This window comes from Metabacillus sp. RB-C-LZQ-3-1 (assembly GCF_058315175.1).
In genome coordinates this window covers 1-17,717 of record NZ_JBZFLI010000009.1, presented here as the reverse complement: position 1 = coordinate 17,717, position 17,717 = coordinate 1, and the positions used below count along the sequence as shown (strand labels likewise).

The following is a 17,717-nucleotide window of genomic DNA, read 5'->3' as shown; positions in this document are numbered from 1 at the left end:
TATTGCCTCCTATTTTAAAGAGTTGTCCTATTTTAAGAACTCATTTACTATTTTACCAAAAATTCGCGGTTGTTCTACATGAATTGCATGTCCTGCATCATTAATTTCCTTTAAAACTGAACAAGGTAATAATTTTTGCATGCTTGTAGCTATCTCACAAAACTTTCGATCCAATTCACCACATAACAGCAATACTGGGATATCAAGATCTGCAAGTGCTCCCCACCATGATGGTTGAGAACCAGTTCCCATACCAATGAGACTATTAGCCAAGCCTACTTCTGAATTTAATAATCGTTGATTTCGGATCCTTATTTTTTGCTGATCTGTCAGTGTCATTTGTGAAGAAAATAGCGGGATCTTCTCCCACTTATCAACAAAGCAGGATATTCCATCCTTTAATATTTCATCTGCAAGCATCTGATCAGATTTTACACGTTTATACCTTTCTTCTTCCGTTTTCAATCCAGGTGAGCTGCTTTCCAATACAAGTTTTTTGACTCGATTTGGGTATAAAGCAGCAAGAGACAGTGCTAATCTCCCTCCCATGGAATAACCCACTACATTTGCTTTTTGAATAGACAAACGATTAAAGATCTCGATCATATCCTCTACTACCTCTTCCATTTTATATCGAGTGGAATCGGATGGATGATCTGTTTTTCCATGACCTAGTATATCAATAAAGATTAATTGGTGGTTTTGAAACTCATTTATGAGATGTTGCCAACTCTTCGAAGAACCTGTAAAACCATGCAAAAACACGAGAGGTTCTCCGCTAAACTTAATCTCAACATGATAATTAACGCCTCTTACCTTCATTGTTTCAACACTTTTCTTATTTCCTGGGAAACACGATCTAACAATTCCCGATGAATCTTGACACGTGTTTTACGATCAGTTTTGATTTCAATCACCTTAAGGCCTTGATTTGACCATTTATCTTGAAAATAGGAATGCAGCTCATCCCAACTATTAATGATTTCATAATGGCCTTGATACATGTCAACCGCTTTAGCAAAGTCTATACTAATTGGTGTTCCATATAATGTTTCAAAATGCTTTTCTTCTTTTGATTGCGGAAGGAAAGAAAAAATTCCTCCTCCATCATTATTCACCAAAATAATGGTTACATCCAGATTGTTCATTTTGGCTGCCAATAATCCATTTAAATCATGAAAGAATGAAAGGTCTCCTATTAAAAGAAAGGTAGGATTTGTTGAGGCAGCACTTATACCTAAGGTAGTTGATACAACACCATCTATCCCATTAGCTCCCCGGTTTGCAAGAATACATATTTCTTTTTCAGTATTCCTGAAAAATGTATCAACATCTCGAATCGGCATACTATTTCCGACAACTAAACGACTGCCATCAGGAAGAACCTGCTGTAGTTCTCTTACAATTTTCCCTTCAAATAGGTCGTTTATGTTTCCAAGCTCATGATCTACTAGTTCTTGAAAAATATTATTACATAAAATCCAGTTATCATAGTATTTTGAAGAAGCAGTTTCTGCAATTTTCTCAGATAATTCTTCACAGAAAGCAAGATGGTTGCTAACAATGATGTGAGAAGCATTTAATGTAGGATCACGATACTCTTCGCTTGGGTCAACAATAATCTGCTTAATATCCGGATTGTTTTTTAGCATTAACATTAACGGCTTTGAAACAGGCATAGGTCCAAAGCGTATGATAAGTTCCGGTTTAAGAATATCGATCATTTCTCGATCTTTTAAGATGGAATCATAGCCTTCAATAACCCCCTGCTTATCTCCTTTACTTGATCTAAGTTGAGATAGAGGATCAGCCAAAATTGGATACTTTAATTTATTAGATAACTTTTTTACTGCAGAACCAAATTCTGCCTCATTTTGTTCCCCACAAACGATTAATCCCTTTGTAACATCCTTCATTAGATCTGAGATTACTTGTACTTGAGGATTGGATAGTTTTGGTACCCCCTGAATTGTATGTAAATAACTTGACCTCTCATCTTCTGTATCCCATAGATTAGACATCCCTAAATTAGGAATTAAAGGTTCTCTAAATGGGAAATTCAGATGAACGACACCTGCAGGATGAGAAGTAGAAACAGCGACAGCACGTCCTGCTATCGTCCTCACATACCGATACATTCCAACTTTTTCCTCTGGCAATGCCACGTCCACAAACCACTTTGGATATTGACCATACATTTGTATCTGATCAATCGCTTGAGGAGCGCCAACATCCCGTAATTCATGGGGTCTGTCAGCTGTTATGACAATTAACGAAACTCTAGAATATCTCGCTTCAACAATTGCTGGATAGTAATTAGCTGCTGCTGTTCCAGATGTACAAACCAAGACAACAGGCTCTTTTTTTTCCTTGGCTAATCCAAGGGCAAAAAAGCCTGCTGATCTTTCATCAATATTCATGTAACAAGAAAGTTCAGGATGCTCCGCCATTAACATAGCTAATGGAGTAGATCGCGACCCTGGACTAATCACAGCTTTTTTAACACCTGATCGTGTTAATTCATCAACAAAACTAGCGACGAATCGTGTTAGTGAATCACTAGTCTTCATTCACAATTCCTCCTAATGCAGACATCATAGGCTTTAGCTTTATTTTTGTTTCAAGGTATTCCGATTTAGGATTTGACTCTTCAACAATTCCGCAACCGGCAAAAAGGGCTGCATTTTGCCCCTCTAACAGACCTGATCGAATGGCTACAACAAATTCGCCATTATCCTCATGATCAAACCACCCCAGAGGTCCTGCGTACCACCCTCTATGCATTGGCTCTAATTCTCTTATCTTCTCGATCGCCTTGTCTTTTGGATAGCCTCCTAATGCTGGTGTAGGGTGAAGTTTTTCTACCATAGATAAGATAGAAAAACCTTCTTTTGCATACCCCTTAACAGGTGTATAAAGATGCTGAATATTTTTTGATTTAAATAAAACAGGTGCCTCTGGCGTGATCACGTTAAAACAACAATGTTCTATAGCGGCTTTTATCATTTTCACAACAATACCATGCTCTATTAAATTTTTATCATCATGTAATAATTGTTGTCCTAAATCATGATCCTCCTGATCTGTCTTACCTCTTTTTATAGATCCCGCTAGACAAGTTGAAAGAACTTCATTATATCTCTTTTTAATTAACCGCTCAGGTGTTGCTCCAACAAAATGTTGAAGTCCATTTTCAAATTCAAAAATATAGCTAGTAGGCTGTTCTTGTTGTAAATTGTTAATAACTTGATATGGATTAATTTTATTCGTAAATTTAAGATGAACCTCACGAGCTAGGACAACTTTATCCATTTCTTTTGACTTTATGGTATTGGTTGCCTCTTGTACTGCTTTTAGCCACTCAGACGTTTTATACTCTATGCTTGAGAATTCGTTACCTTTTTCACAATCTAATTGATAAGGAAAAGCCGAACCAAGTTCAAATGATTTTTCAAAATGATTAAGACACACACCAAGTTCATCATAAGGTGTGACGACTTTATTTATTGTTAAATAGCTTTTTTGATCAATAACAGAAAGCATATGTGCAGGCAGCACGAACTTAGCCTCTGAAAACCCATCCCATAGCGGACTTTTTTCTTTCAGAGGATCAAATGAAAAACCGCCAAATAGTATAGGTCCTGTTCCCACTTGTTTAGTTTCATTAGAAATGACCTGCTTTTTAAAGCGCTTCCATTCTTTTTCGATATCCCGAAAACGTTCTTTAGTAGAGATATTATTTTCTAAGACTAATTCATTTCCAAGCCCAACCATCGTAAATTCACGATTAGGTGTTGACCAAAAATATCGCTCTCCAAGGAAAAGATCTTCACCGGAAGCAAAGAAATGAAGGGGGTCCATTGCGTCCACTTCTTTAATGCAGCTAACGATCACTGATTGATTCGTTTGCTTTGCATCTTCCAATGCCTGTTGAATGAATTCTTTTAATGTATGGTCCAAAGTAGTAATCAAGCTTATCCCCCCGACACCAAAAATTGCTTATATTAAGATACACCTAGCTAGAAGGTGTGTCAATAGGTCCTGCCATGTTATATCCTTATTATATATCTTGAAAGACAGGATTAAAATGAAAACGTCTCGGATAAGCCATCATTTTATAGGTATAACTGGTAATAATAAGCTATGATCATTGATCTGAAAAGCATTGACACCCTCTTGTTATTTTTCTAAACTATTTTATGGAGTCGTTTTCTAATGTTTAATATGTTTTTTGCAAAAAAAAGGAGAGATGACATGCAACCTCAGACAACGCCGCATGTTCCTACTATCAAGAAGGACAAAGGTTGGAGAGTTTGGTGGATGCTATTGCGCCCACATACACTATCTGCAGCATTTATCCCTGTGACAATAGGAACAGTGTTAGCTTTGCAAGAAGGAGCCATAAAGCTCTCATTATTCATTGCAATGCTTGTAGCTTCCATCCTTATACAAGCTGCTACTAATATGTTTAATGAGTATTTTGATTATAAACGAGGATTGGATAATGAATCATCAGTTGGTATTGGTGGAGCCATCGTCCGAAATGGAATTAAGGCAAATACAGTGTTAATGCTGGCTTTTATCTTTTTGGGTGTTGCGACATTAATCGGAATTTATATTTGTATGGTATCAACATGGTGGATTGCTGTTATAGGAATCATCTGCATGGCTGCAGGATATTTTTATACAGGCGGCCCTATTCCGATTGCTTATACTCCGTTTGGTGAGCTTGTCGCAGGTTTCTTTATGGGCAATGTCATTATTTTAATTGCTTATTATATTCAAACAGCCACTTTGTCCATAACAACCTTCCTTGTTTCATTGCCGATCGCCATCTTAGTTGGTGCCATTTTAACATCTAATAATATTCGAGATCTTGATGGTGATAAAGAAAATGGCCGAAAAACATTAGCTATTTTATTAGGGCGTAAAAATGCTATTTGGTTTTTAGCAGGGATGTTTATTGTATCATATCTCATAGTTATTTTACTGCTTATATTTGGTCATGTTTCGTTTTGGACATTAATTGTCTTGCTCAGCATCCCTAAAGCTTATTCAGCAGTAAAAAAATTCATTGGAAAATCAATGCCGATTGAGATGATGCCAGCGATGAAAGCTACAGCTCAAACGAATGTTCAATTTGGATTTTTATTAGCACTTGGTTTATTTCTTGGTCATTTGCTATAAGAAAAGCGCAAGCGCCTTGATCATCGCCGTACAAACTGGAGGAGCATCGACTAAATATTTAGGGAACACGGTAAGCGAAGCGAACCGATGTTGACTTATCGTAGGGAGATGATCTGAAGTTTGATAGGCGATAGGCGCTTGCAGTCAAAATGCGCGACGTCCTGTCGCAATGACTGCACTTGCACGTCCTGTGCTTCGGAGCTAGACATCAACACTTGGTTTAAATTTCATACTTTTACCTCTTGATAAAAGGACTGTCCTACTACAGGAACAGTTCTTTTTCTATTGGTTGAAATTTTAACTTTGGACTCGACAATGGGGAATTTTCTTTATGAAATTATTTACAATCATGTTTTTAGCCTTACTGTTCATAATAGGTATAGAACCATTTCATTAAGGAAGGAGCGTGGATGGTATGCTAAGTTCACAACAAGTAGAAACCTTCCGTTCGCAGCTTGTGCAAATGAAAAAAGAAATCGACGATCGTTTCGAAATGAATGGCCATTTTGGATTAGAAGAAGGTCATTTTCATGAATCTGTCGGTGAGCTCTCGAGCTATGATAATCATCCAGGTGATGAGGCAACTGAATTATATGAGAGAGAAAAAGATATCGCATTAAATGAACATACGGAAGAAGAAAAATTAGATATTGAACGAGCATTACAAAAAATCGAAGATGGAACCTACGGAAAATGTGAAATATGTGGAACTGATATACCTCTTGAACGACTTGAAGCAATCCCAACTGCTACTACTTGTAAAGAGCATGCGCCAGAGCAAGTTGTTTCCCATAACCGACCAATTGAAGAAGGCGTGTTAATGCCTCCTTTTGGAAAATTCGATTATGACGATCAAGATGAAAATGTCGCATTTGACGCTGAGGATGCCTATCAAATTGTAAACAGTTATGGTTCCTCAGAAACACCTTCTGACTTTAATGATCCACAAGATCATTATAATGATGTGTACATGGAATCAAATGATCCAGATGGTTATGTAGAAGATTACGAAAACTTTGTTGGTACAGATATTGAAGGGAAAGAAATTACGATCTATCCATCAAACCAACATCAGCAATATGAAGATATGTTAGATGAAGAAGGTCTTATGACCAGTTTTGGAGATCTCCCCCCATATGAAAAAGATCCTTATACCGAAGAAGAAGTATAAACAACAAAAAATCCTAGAAAGAGATCAACCATTGATCTCTTTTTTTAGTTTATATGGAATATTCTCTTCCAATTCTCTTGATTTATTTTGTTAATTCATAACTAAATATTGAAATTTCAGAATACATAGATATATAATGCCTTAAGGAGGATTGATCATATGCTTTTTTTGGAGAAAATTAGTAAAACAGCAGGAAATACATTTGCAATTTGGGTCATTCTTTTTGCTGTTTTGGCCTTTTTTATCCCAGGGGGATTTACTTGGATTGCTCCACATATTTCTTTACTACTCGGGATTATTATGTTTGGTATGGGTCTTACATTATCATTACAAGATTTTAAAGCAGTTTTTCAAGCACCAAAGAGTGTTATATCAGGTGTAATTGCTCAATTCACAGTCATGCCATTATTAGCATTTTTATTGGCAACAATCTTTCAGTTAGAGCCGGAAGTAGCTGTAGGTGTTATTTTAGTAGGATGTTGCCCTGGTGGTACAGCTTCAAATGTTATGACTTTTTTAGCAAAAGGAAACACAGCATTATCAGTTGCTGTCACATCTGTTTCAACTTTACTTGCGCCAATTCTAACTCCGGCACTAACATTATTATTTGCAAGTAAATGGCTACCTGTTTCAGCTGGCTCACTCTTTTTATCTATCGTTCAAATTGTTCTTGTTCCAATCATTTTAGGTATTATAGTTAAATTATTATTTAGAAAACAAGTTGAGAAAAGCATTACCGTTCTACCACTTATCTCAGTTATTGGGATTGTAGCTGTGGCTTCAGCAGTTGTGGCAGTAAATTCCGCTAAAATCGCTGAAACAGGACTATTAATCTTCTCAATCGTTGTATTACACAACGTACTAGGTTTATTAATAGGTTTCTTATTAGCAAAAGCATTAAAATTAAATTTTGCTGATCAAAAAGCCATCTCTATTGAAGTTGGGATGCAAAATTCCGGACTCGGTGCTGCTTTAGCTGTTGCACATTTCTCACCACTTTCAGCAGTTCCAAGTGCCATTTTCAGTGTTTGGCATAACATATCAGGTCCACTTCTTGCAACATGGTGGGGAAAAAAAACCAGTAGCCGCATGAATTCTACTGAAAATATTAACCATTCGACAAAGGTATAATATAAAAAGGAGCATTTAGTGCTCCTTTTTATATTATCAGAAAGTTTAGATTTGATCGGATAATAGTATAAGAAAAACTAGGGCTTTCGCCATTAGGACTTGCACTCATAGAGCATAAGTCATTCTAAGCAAGCAAAATACGCTTGCTAAGTAATCTATAGCGATAAGCCAAGTTTTTCTTATTTTGCATCTTCCAATAATTACATAAACAAGTAAAATAGTAGGTGATTCACAAATAATCTTGTTAACTACATATGGAGGGATTCTAATGAACGCTCATGAAATTGATTATTTTTTACATGGGGACGATATGCAATGTGTTGAAATTGAATTAGATCCACATGAAAGCGTTGTAGCGGAAGCAGGCGGAATGATGATGATGGAAGATGGCATTGACATGGAAACGATTTTTGGTGATGGAGACAATAACCAAAAAGGGTTGTTAGGTAAGCTAGTTGGTGCAGGTAAACGTGTCCTTACTGGTGAAAGTTTATTTATGACAGTATTCACAAACAAAGGAGTTGGCAAAAAAAGAGTTTCCTTTGCAGCACCTTATCCTGGAAAAATCATTCCTGTGGACCTGAGTGTGCTTGGCGGAAAAGTCATTTGTCAAAAAGATTCCTTCCTATGTGCAGCAAAAGGTGTTTCAATTGGGGTAGATTTCCAAAGGAAATTAGGTACAGGGTTCTTCGGTGGAGAAGGTTTTATTATGCAAAAACTTGAAGGTGATGGCTTAGCATTTTTACATGCGGGCGGAACAATCATACGTCGTGAATTGCAGACAGGAGAAAAATTACGTATCGACACAGGATGCTTAGTTGCTCTTTCAAAGGAAGTTGATTATAATATCGAATTTGTTGGAAAAGTAAAAACGGCCTTTTTTGGTGGTGAGGGATTGTTCTTTGCAACAGTACAAGGACCTGGAACTGTTTGGATTCAAACACTCCCATTCAGTCGCCTCGCTGATCGTGTAATTGCAAGTGCACCTTCTGCTGGCGGCGAATCTCGCGGGGAAGGCAGCATACTTGGAGGATTTGGCCGTTTATTAGATGGAGATAGATAAAGTGAAACTTCCATCAGGTGGGTATTTCATCCCCCACTGATGGTTAGTTGAACCAATCGGACCTTTACGGAAAGTTATCCCCACCTACCTTCTTTCTAAACTCAGAAGCTTGAGTTGGGAGTCTTAACTGCCCGTTAAGAGTAGGATAAAAGAGCTTAGATACTTCTGTATTTTTAATTAACATGTAAAGAAGGTGCTGAACAACAGCACCTTCTTTTTTACATTTTCACGCCAATCGGCTCAATATTCCAAATCCCGTCAGCATATTGTTGGATTGTTCGATCACTTGAAAAAAAGCCGGAATGTGCTACATTAATTAGCGCCTGTTCAAGCCATTTCCCTCTATTTTGATAGGCGAAACCAACCTTTTCCTGAATATCAATATAAGAAGCAAAATCACGTAATACAAAGTACTGATCATTTTGTACTAACAAGGAATCTGCAATTGCTTCAAATTCTCCTTCATCCTCAGAAAAGAAACCATTTGTTAATTGATCAATTACCTGTCTAATTCGTAAATCATGATGATAATACTCCATTGAACGATACCGTCCATTTTCTTCATACTTGAGTACTTCAGGGGCCGTTAATCCAAATGTGAAAATATTTTCCTCCCCAATTTCCTCCATAATTTCAATATTTGCTCCATCCAATGTACCGACCGTTAATGCTCCATTCATCATAAACTTCATGTTTCCTGTTCCAGAGGCTTCCTTACTCGCAGTCGATATTTGTTCACTAACATCTGCTGCAGGAAAAATATCTTCAGCAAGTGAGACCCGATAATTTTCCATAAATACAACCTTAATAGTTTGAGAGACTTTTGGGTCATTGTTCACTTTGTCTGCTAAGGAGTGTATTAGTTTAATAATCTTCTTGGCATAATAATACGTAGGTGATGCCTTAGCTCCAAAAATAAATGTTCGCGGTTGGATGGAATAATTACCATCTTCCTTTAAGCGGTTGTATAAATACATGATGTGCAGAACATTTAAAAGCTGCCTTTTATATGCATGCAGCCTCTTAACCTGGACATCAAAAATAGAATCAATATCAACATGAATTCCATTTTTTTCAGCTATTTTTTGGGCAAGAATTTCTTTTCGTTTTCTTTTTACTTTTGCAAATTGTTCTTTTAGTCCGGATGGTAAACATGCCTTTTTAAATCTATTAATTTTTCTGGATTTCTTATCCAGTCATCACCAATGGCATTGTTTATTAATGATGTTAGCTCAGGATTTGCTTTTAACAACCATCTGCGATGAGTAATTCCATTTGTTTTGTTATTAAACTTCGCAGGATAAACCTCAAAAAAGAGTCTCATTTCTCTATTCTTCAAAATATCTGAATGGATTTTTGCTACACCATTAATACTGCTGCTTCCTACTATAGCAAGATGTGCCATTTTCACTAAACCATGTGCAATGATAGCCATATGTTCAATCCGCTCCCACTCACCTGGGTACCGATCCCAAAGCTCTGCACAAAATCTCTCATTTATTTCTTCGATAATCATATAAATTCGTGGTAACAGTGGTTTAAATAAATAAATTGGCCATTTTTCTAATGCTTCTGCTAAGATTGTATGGTTTGTATAGGAAACTGTGTTTGTTGTAATATGCCAAGCATCTTCCCATGATAAACCTTCTTTATCCATGAGAATTCTCATTAGTTCGGGCACTGCCATCGCAGGATGGGTATCATTAATATGAATAGCAACATAGTGATGCAGATCTCTAATATTCGCGTTTTCCTTTTTATAAGATTTGATAATACTTTGAAGGCTTGAAGAAACGAGAAAATACTGTTGCTTTAAGCGAAGTATTTTTCCCTCATCATGAGTATCATCTGGATATAAAAAATCTGTAATTGCTTCTGTATCGCGCTTATATGACAAAACATCTTGGATGGGACCAAATGAGGCTGGCTCAGCATTCCAAAGTCTGAGCGTATTCACTGTGTCAACTCTATATCCTACAACAGGCATATCATATGGAACGGCTAATACCTTTTGTTCATCGACATGCTTAAAGGTTAGGATCTCTCCATCAACAGCTGTCTCAATCCTTCCCCAATAAGAGATTTCAACTGCTTCATCAGGCTTTCGTACTTCCCACACATTTCCATGCCTCAACCATTGTTCTGGAAGCTCTACCTGATAGCCATCAACAATCTTCTGATCAAATAAACCATGTTTATAGCGAATTCCATATCCATGACCTGGAAGATTTAGTGTTGCAAGAGAATCTAAGAAACATGCTGCAAGTCTTCCTAAGCCACCATTACCTAGTGCTGGATCTGATTCACACTCCTCAATTTCCTTCAAACTAATGTTTAGCTCATTTAATCCTTCTTCAACAACATCTTTGATCCCTAGGTTTAATAAATTTTGACCTAATAAACGTCCAAGTAAAAACTCAATTGATAAATAGTACACTTGTTTTTTATTTTCTGATCGATATAATTCGTTTGTTTCAATCCATTTTGAACTAATGTATTCTCTCACCATATTCCCTAACGTGTGGTATTGGTCACGTTTTGTTGCTTCTTCAAAGCCTTTGCCACACATGCTTTCAAGCCTGTTTAAAAAGTTTTCTTTAAAACGATCTTTGTTAGAGAACATGACTTTCACTCCCAGTCATTAAATCAGCATACAGCTGGTCATACTTTAATGCAGATTGCCCCCAACTATAATCCTGTGTCATCGCGGTTCTAACTATGTTTCCCCAAACTTCCTCTTGATGATAAAAATCAATTGCCCGTTGAATCGTGTATAGCATATCGTGAGCATTAAAATTCCTAAAAGTAAACCCATTTCCTTCTTCTACATCCTCACGATACGAATTCACTGTATCATTTAAACCGCCTGTTTCTCTTACAATCGGAATTGTGCCATATCTTAGAGCAATTAGCTGCCCAAGTCCACATGGTTCAAATTTTGACGGCATGAGAAATAAATCAGAGCCCGCATATATTTGGTGTGCAAGCACCTCATCAAAACCTATGTATGCCTTAAATTTGAATGGATATGCCCATTCCATATGCCTGAAATAATCCTCAAATTCTTTTTCACCAGTACCGAGCACAATAACTTGAACATCCCTACTAAGTATTTCGTCAAGAACACGCTTGATGAGATCAAGACCTTTTTGTTTCGTCAATCTTGTCACCATAGAAATGATAGGTGTTGATTCATTTTCCGGCAATCCAAATCTAGCTTGAAGTGCTAGCTTATTTTTCATTTTTTTACTTAACATGTCTACACTATATGGTTCTGTAATATGTTTATCAGTTTCAGGATTGTAGAGTGTTTCATCTATTCCATTTACAATACCGAGTAATTTCCCGCTGTGGGACTGTAACAATCCATCTAATTTTTCTCCATAATAAGCAGTTTGAATTTCATCTTTATACGTTGGACTTACAGTTGTGATGAAATCAGCAGAATTAATTGCACCCTTCATAAAACTAATATCACCATGAAATTCCAAATCATAAAAATTCTCATCATTTAAATTCAAAAGATCCTCAAGCACACTGTATGGAAATACACCTTGAAATTGAAGGTTGTGGATCGTAAAAACAGTTTTGATATTCTTAAATAAATCCTGCTCATGATATTGCGCTTTTAATAAATAACTAATCATTCCAGTGTGCCAGTCATGTGAATGGATAATGTCTGGATGGAAATCAATTCCCTTTAGAGCTTCTAAAACACCTCTGCAAAAAAATGAAAAACGCTCAGCATCATCATAGTGGCCATATAATGAATCACGATAAAAATAATATTCATGATCTAAAAAATAATACGTAATTCCTTCAAATTCCAAAGTTTCAATTCCACAATATTGCTGTCTCCATCCAACCGGAACAATGATTTCTTTAACTTTGGTCATTTCATCTCGAAAAGTTTCTGATATTAAACTATATTTGGGCAGGATGACTCTTACGTCATGGCCTAGCTTGACTAATTCCTTTGGCAATGCACCTGCAACATCAGCTAATCCACCTGATTTTACAAACGGCACACATTCTGAAACAGCAAAAAGTACGTTCACGAGTTCATCATCGCTCCTTGAGTGGTTCTTTTTCTTAAAATAGTCGGTTCACTGTTCGTACCTGTTATATTTGAATAATCTAAGATCTTTACATCTTTATCTGTAATAATATTTTCTATTAAACAATGATTTCCAATTTGTGTCTTCTGCATAATCACACTATTTTTCACCACTGTTTCTTTTCCAATATGAACACCTCTAAAAATAATACTATTCTCGACATGTCCTTCAATTTTACAACCATTTGCAATTAGAGAGTTCTTTACCATCGCGTCCTTGCCATATTTCGTTGGCGGCTCATCTTTTGCTTTTGTTAAGATTGGGCGATCTTTGGTGAAAATTTCATTCCAAACCGTTGGATTAAGCATATCCATACTATGTTTATAGTAATTAGCCATAGAATCGATAACAGCTGCATATCCCTGGAATTCATAATCACAAATAGTCCAATGATTTTGATTTTCTTCAATCACTTCAGCAAGTGTTTTACAACCTGTTTTTTCTTTATCATGAATGAGATCTATAAGGAGTTTTGTTGACATTATGTACATCTGCAACGTCTGACCATCTTTACGTACTTCTGTAATATCACAGCCATTATCAAGGTGGCACTTTAATACCTTTTGAAAGTCAATGTTACAAACCGTATAGCTATTTGTTATAACAGCATATTCCTGTGTGCTTCTTAAAAAGAAATCAATATGATCTGAAAATTGACGAAATGACCCAAACTCATCATATTCGTTGTGAAGATGTGGTGATGGGAAGAAAAACAGTCCATCTTTTTTACGGTTAAGGTCCCACTGTTTACCAGAGCCCAGATGATCCATTAATGAACGATAAGAGTATTTCGGAAAGATCGCAACACTCTCAATCTCAGAATTCACCATATTAGAAAGCACAAAATCAATTACACGATATCTGCTAGCAAAAGGAACAGCTGCTAATGAACGATGCATGGTTAAGTCTTCAATTTCTGGTTTGTGTGCTGTAGCATCAATAATTCCCAATAATTTGTTACTCATATCAATTACTCCCCTTTAAAGAAATAGGTTTGCTTTCTCATCATGCAGGGTATAAATAAAGAAGAGATAAAGACAAGATAAGAAAACATAATGAAAAGCTTCCCTATTTCATACTATTTTGTCATTTTCTTTTGTTAGTTTACTTTGCCTTCTACCATTGCATTGATTTCCTCAATGATTTCTTCCGTTATTAAGAGAATTTCATCTGAGTTTGAATCAGGGCAAATGACAGTCCCATTGGGAATTTCAATACCGCTAGGTACAATAGCATTCTCAATAATTACATTTTCTCCAATCATGCAATCTGGCATGAGGACTGAGTTTTTCACCACTGTGTTTTTTCCGATCGTAACACCTTGAAATAATATTGAGTGATTGACATTCCCCATAACGACACATCCATCATTTACAAATGAATCTGTAACAACCGCATCTTCGGCAATAAACTGTGGGGGATGGTTTGAATTAACCGTATAGATCTTCCAATCCCGATCAAATAAATTTAATTCTGAATCCTCATTAAGTAAATCCATATTTGCTTCCCATAAGCTCTTTACGGTTCCTACATCCTTCCAATAACCTGTAAATGGATATGCAATTACATTGCGCTTTTCATCAAGTAACAGTGGTATAATGTCTTTTCCAAAATCATGACTTGAATCCTGATTCCGCTCATCCATCTCTAAATATTCTTTTAATATTGACCATTTAAAAATATAGATTCCCATAGAAGCTAAATTATTTTTCGGGTTTGCCGGCTTTTCATCAAACTCAATTACCTGCATGTTTTCATTAGTATTCATAATGCCAAAACGGCTTGCCTCTTCCCAAGGAACTTCAATGACAGATATTGAAGCGTCGGCATTCTTTTCAATGTGGTAGTCTAGCATTTTAGAATAATCCATCTTATAAATGTGATCTCCTGACAAAATTAATACATATTCAGGATCATATTGTTTGATATAGTTTATATTTTGATAGATTGCACTTGCTGTTCCTTTATACCACTTCATTTCAGAGGATTCAGAGTAAGGAGGTAGAACTGTTACCCCTCCATTCTTTCGGTCTAAATCCCACACACTGCCTATACCTATGTATGAATTCAAGACAAGTGGCTGATACTGTGTTAGTACACCCACTGTATCAATACTTGAGTTAGTACAATTACTTAAAGTAAAATCTATAATTCTATATTTTCCTCCGAATGGAACAGCTGGCTTTGCCAAATTCTTTGTAAGTGAGCTTAATCGGCTCCCTTTACCTCCTGCTAGTAACATTGCGACGCATTGTTTTCTTCCCATTTTTATTCTCCCCTCTTTTTTTGACTGCACGTAAAATAACTGCTCCATATGGTGGGATAGTCATTGAAAGGTGATAAGGCCTTCCATGAAATTCTCCTTCAATGGCTTTTAAATTTTTTGGATTTGTTTGGCCAGATCCTCCAAACTCTATTTCATCAGTGTTCATTATTTCTACATACTCTGTATCTGCTGGAACTCCAATTTTATAATCATGGTAAACAATAGGCTTAAAATTTAATATAACAACAAGAAATTCATTTTCCTTTTTACTTTTACGGATAAAAGAAAAAATACTTTGATCCCGATTATTCACATCAATCCACTCAAACCCTTCATCTGAATGATCCAATTCAAAGAGGGGCTTCTGCTTTGAATAGATAGAAAGTAGTTGTTTGAAATAAACTCTCATTTTGTTATGCATTTCATAATCATCCAACATCCAGTCTAGCTGCTCTAAATCCTTCCATTCATCATACTGACCAAATTCACCTCCCATAAACAATAGTTTCTTGCCTGGATGTGTAAACATAAATCCATATAAGAGTCTTAATTGGGCAAACTTCTGCCAATAATCACCTGGCATTTTATTTAATAATGATTTTTTTCCATGGACAACTTCGTCATGGGAAAAAGGTAAAATGAAGTTTTCAGAAAAAGCATAAATAAGGGAGAATGTTACTTTATGGTGGAGTTCTTTTCTATTCTCTGGAGAGGCCTCCATATAAGAAAGAATGTCATTCATCCAACCCATATTCCATTTGTAGTTAAAGCCAAGACCACCAGACGAGGTAGGAGCGGTAACCATCGGCCAATCAGTAGAATCCTCAGCAATCATTAAGATATCCGGATCTTTTGCGAATACTGCTTCATTTAATTTCTTTAAGAAAGTAATAGCAAAAGGATTTTCCACTAATTCATTAGAATTTGGCCAATACAACATATTTGCAACAGCATCAACTCTAAAGCCATCAACATGGAAGTAATCAATCCAAAACAACGCATTTGAGATTAAAAAGCTTTGTACCTCTGTTTTTCCCAGATCAAAATTAGCTGTACCCCAAATGTAGTTTTCACGATCATGTTCATTGACATATTCAAAAGTTGGTTGCCCATCGAACATATAAAGTCCATGTGCATCTTTACAAAAATGACCCGGAACCCAATCAATGATGACACCAATATTTTCTTCATGGCATGCATTGATAAAATACATTAGATCCTTTGGAGGACCAAAGCGACTTGTTGCAGAATAATATCCTGTACCTTGATATCCCCATGAGCGATCATAAGGATGTTCAATGATAGGCAAGAGTTCAATATGAGTAAAGCCATGTTCCAATACGTATGGTATGAGCATATCGGATAACTCTCTATAACTGTATAGCTCTTCTTCCCCTTTTATCTTCCAAGATCCTAAATGCACCTCATATATCGCTAAGGGACGATCATACGGTGGCCTTTGACGCTTCCTTTTTTTCCATTTTTGATCTGTCCACTTAAAACCTGACAAATCAGCTACAACTGATGCAGTATTCGGCCTTACTTCAGATTGAAAGGCATATGGATCTGCCTTTAATAAAATCTCATCATTTGAAGTGATTATTTCATATTTATAAATCTCACCTTCTTGAACTTCTTCAATAAATAAATTCCAAATCCCCTCCTCATTTATTTTTTCCATTTGATGATTATGTCCATCCCAGTTGTTAAAATTTCCTACTACATTAACTTGCTTTGCATGTGGTGCCCACACACAAAAGGACGTTCCTTTTTTACCATTCTGTTCTTGAAGATGTGCACCAAAAACATGATAGCTTTCAAAAGACTGGCCCTCATGAAATAAATGAATATCGTAGTCTGTTGGAGACGTGACGGTCACTGAAGTCACCCTTTCACTTATTATTATCTATGCTAAAGATTCAAGACTTACAAATGAATCCCTCTAATGAAAACGTTCTTTTTTCCGACATAAACCTACAAGGACCTAACATTATATTTTTATTATTATTCTTTTAAAATTTAAGGGAAATTTGATATAGTAGAGTGATGTTCGAGGTAAACAGGTGCCACCCTTGGATAAAGGAAAAAATTTAATCATTAAGAATAATATAGCTTTTGGCTACGAAATCGGTTTTACAGGGTGAAAACAACTATACATACAAAGTTAATATTATATAGAAAAAATATTTTTTTCGACTTTTTGTTGAAATTTGTTGATTTTTTTTCAGAAGAAATGGTGAAGATTTTCTGAATTTATGGAGGGAAGAGCATGAATTTACATAGGAGAACAAAAAAGGTAAAATATTTTAGTAAAGCATTTTATATAGTTTTACCTTTAGTTTATTAACATTTAAATGATAGAGGTAAGAGAATAGTGCTATGAAAAGATATTTGAAAAAGGATTAGCAGAAGGATACAAAAGTAGGGTATGAAACAAAAAGTTCTATTTTGGTTTTGACATGATCTATCGACAAGTTCTAATGGCAGAGTCTTAGACTTATAACATTTTTTTGATTTTAATAGTAATGACTAGCTTAATAGGGAGAAAATACAGGAAAAGTTGTACTTATAACAACTATGTCGAATCATCTTCTAAGCTAACTGCTTTTAATTTGAGAACAAAAAAAACACTGTAGAAATACAGTGTTTTAGATGACCCGTACGGGATTCGAACCCGTGTTACCGCCGTGAAAGGGCGGTGTCTTAACCGCTTGACCAACGGGCCATAAATAATATAAAAATGGCGGAGAAGGAGGGATTTGAACCCTCGCGCCGCTTACA

At 36.1% G+C, this 17,717-nt stretch carries 11 protein-coding genes, 1 tRNA gene and 1 pseudogene; 4 read left to right on the top strand and 9 right to left on the bottom strand.

Annotated features, from left to right (window positions below; all coding sequences use genetic code 11):
- Positions 1 to 27: 27 nt before the first annotated feature.
- The 3 genes from menH to AC4GZ8_RS15055 are packed head-to-tail and all read right to left on the bottom strand — an operon-like array spanning position 28 to position 3,972.
- A complete protein-coding gene (menH, locus tag AC4GZ8_RS15065) occupies positions 28 to 822 on the bottom strand; it encodes a 2-succinyl-6-hydroxy-2,4-cyclohexadiene-1-carboxylate synthase (RefSeq protein ID WP_491082719.1) in 795 nt (264 codons plus the stop codon).
- The gene (gene menD, locus AC4GZ8_RS15060) at positions 819 to 2,570 is read right to left on the bottom strand and encodes a 2-succinyl-5-enolpyruvyl-6-hydroxy-3-cyclohexene-1-carboxylic-acid synthase (RefSeq protein ID WP_491082718.1); all 1,752 of its coding nucleotides are present in this window, start codon (positions 2,568 to 2,570) and stop codon (positions 819 to 821) included. Before menD ends, menH begins: the two co-directional genes overlap by 4 nt.
- Positions 2,560 to 3,972 carry an isochorismate synthase gene (locus tag AC4GZ8_RS15055; RefSeq protein WP_491082717.1) on the bottom strand — a complete coding sequence of 471 codons (1,413 nt, stop codon included), beginning with the start codon at positions 3,970 to 3,972 and terminating at the stop codon, positions 2,560 to 2,562. Before AC4GZ8_RS15055 ends, menD begins: the two co-directional genes overlap by 11 nt.
- 282 nt (positions 3,973 to 4,254) lie before the next feature.
- On the opposite strand from AC4GZ8_RS15055, the gene AC4GZ8_RS15050 reads away from it, so the two are divergent.
- The 4 genes from AC4GZ8_RS15050 (at position 4,255) to AC4GZ8_RS15035 (ending at position 8,552) form a co-directional block, all read left to right on the top strand.
- Entirely contained in the window at positions 4,255 to 5,187 is a 933-nt protein-coding gene (locus AC4GZ8_RS15050; RefSeq protein WP_491082716.1) for a 1,4-dihydroxy-2-naphthoate polyprenyltransferase, read from the top strand.
- Between the two features lie 415 nt (positions 5,188 to 5,602).
- Positions 5,603 to 6,358 carry a yteA family sporulation protein gene (locus tag AC4GZ8_RS15045; protein ID WP_491082715.1) on the top strand — a complete coding sequence of 252 codons (756 nt, stop codon included), beginning with the start codon at positions 5,603 to 5,605 and terminating at the stop codon, positions 6,356 to 6,358.
- A 159-nt stretch (positions 6,359 to 6,517) separates the two neighbouring features.
- Positions 6,518 to 7,489, top strand: a complete 972-nt coding sequence (locus AC4GZ8_RS15040; protein ID WP_491082714.1) for a bile acid:sodium symporter family protein — start codon at positions 6,518 to 6,520, stop codon at positions 7,487 to 7,489.
- Positions 7,490 to 7,757: 268 nt separating this feature from the next.
- Complete coding sequence (locus tag AC4GZ8_RS15035; protein WP_491082713.1) at positions 7,758 to 8,552, top strand: TIGR00266 family protein; 795 nt, start codon at positions 7,758 to 7,760, stop codon at positions 8,550 to 8,552.
- 218 nt (positions 8,553 to 8,770) lie between these two features.
- On the opposite strand, the pseudogene AC4GZ8_RS15030 reads toward AC4GZ8_RS15035, so the two are convergent.
- The 6 genes and pseudogenes from AC4GZ8_RS15030 to AC4GZ8_RS15005 all read right to left on the bottom strand — a co-directional run bounded on the left by AC4GZ8_RS15030 (position 8,771) and on the right by AC4GZ8_RS15005 (position 17,661).
- Positions 8,771 to 11,121 (bottom strand): annotated as a pseudogene (locus tag AC4GZ8_RS15030) (glycogen/starch/alpha-glucan phosphorylase).
- A 43-nt stretch (positions 11,122 to 11,164) separates the two neighbouring features.
- On the bottom strand, positions 11,165 to 12,610 hold the full coding sequence (gene glgA, locus AC4GZ8_RS15025) for a glycogen synthase GlgA (protein WP_491082712.1): 1,446 nt from the start codon (positions 12,608 to 12,610) through the stop codon (positions 11,165 to 11,167).
- Positions 12,607 to 13,635, bottom strand: coding sequence for a GlgC family sugar phosphate nucleotidyltransferase (locus AC4GZ8_RS15020; RefSeq protein ID WP_491082711.1), 1,029 nt, complete (start codon positions 13,633 to 13,635; stop codon positions 12,607 to 12,609). Before AC4GZ8_RS15020 ends, glgA begins: the two co-directional genes overlap by 4 nt.
- Before the next feature lie 134 nt (positions 13,636 to 13,769).
- A complete protein-coding gene (locus tag AC4GZ8_RS15015) occupies positions 13,770 to 14,936 on the bottom strand; it encodes a glucose-1-phosphate adenylyltransferase (RefSeq protein WP_491082710.1) in 1,167 nt (388 codons plus the stop codon).
- Positions 14,893 to 16,815 (bottom strand): 1,4-alpha-glucan branching enzyme, encoded by a 1,923-nt coding sequence (glgB, locus tag AC4GZ8_RS15010; RefSeq protein WP_491082709.1) that lies wholly within the window; start codon positions 16,813 to 16,815, stop codon positions 14,893 to 14,895. The genes AC4GZ8_RS15015 and glgB overlap by 44 nt, the downstream gene beginning before the upstream one ends.
- A gap of 774 nt (positions 16,816 to 17,589) precedes the next feature.
- Positions 17,590 to 17,661: transfer RNA gene (locus tag AC4GZ8_RS15005), tRNA-Glu, on the bottom strand.
- Positions 17,662 to 17,717: the final 56 nt, after the last annotated feature.

Coding starts and splice junctions, on each gene's coding strand:
- AC4GZ8_RS15050 (WP_491082716.1), top strand. CDS start 4,255: ATGCAACCTCAGACAACGCCGCATGTTCCTACTATCAAGAAGGACAAA.
- AC4GZ8_RS15015 (WP_491082710.1), bottom strand. CDS start 14,936: ATGGGAAGAAAACAATGCGTCGCAATGTTACTAGCAGGAGGTAAAGGG.
- AC4GZ8_RS15045 (WP_491082715.1), top strand. CDS start 5,603: ATGCTAAGTTCACAACAAGTAGAAACCTTCCGTTCGCAGCTTGTGCAA.
- AC4GZ8_RS15020 (WP_491082711.1), bottom strand. CDS start 13,635: ATGAGTAACAAATTATTGGGAATTATTGATGCTACAGCACACAAACCA.
- AC4GZ8_RS15035 (WP_491082713.1), top strand. CDS start 7,758: ATGAACGCTCATGAAATTGATTATTTTTTACATGGGGACGATATGCAA.
- AC4GZ8_RS15040 (WP_491082714.1), top strand. CDS start 6,518: ATGCTTTTTTTGGAGAAAATTAGTAAAACAGCAGGAAATACATTTGCA.
- menH (WP_491082719.1), bottom strand. CDS start 822: ATGAAGGTAAGAGGCGTTAATTATCATGTTGAGATTAAGTTTAGCGGA.
- menD (WP_491082718.1), bottom strand. CDS start 2,570: ATGAAGACTAGTGATTCACTAACACGATTCGTCGCTAGTTTTGTTGAT.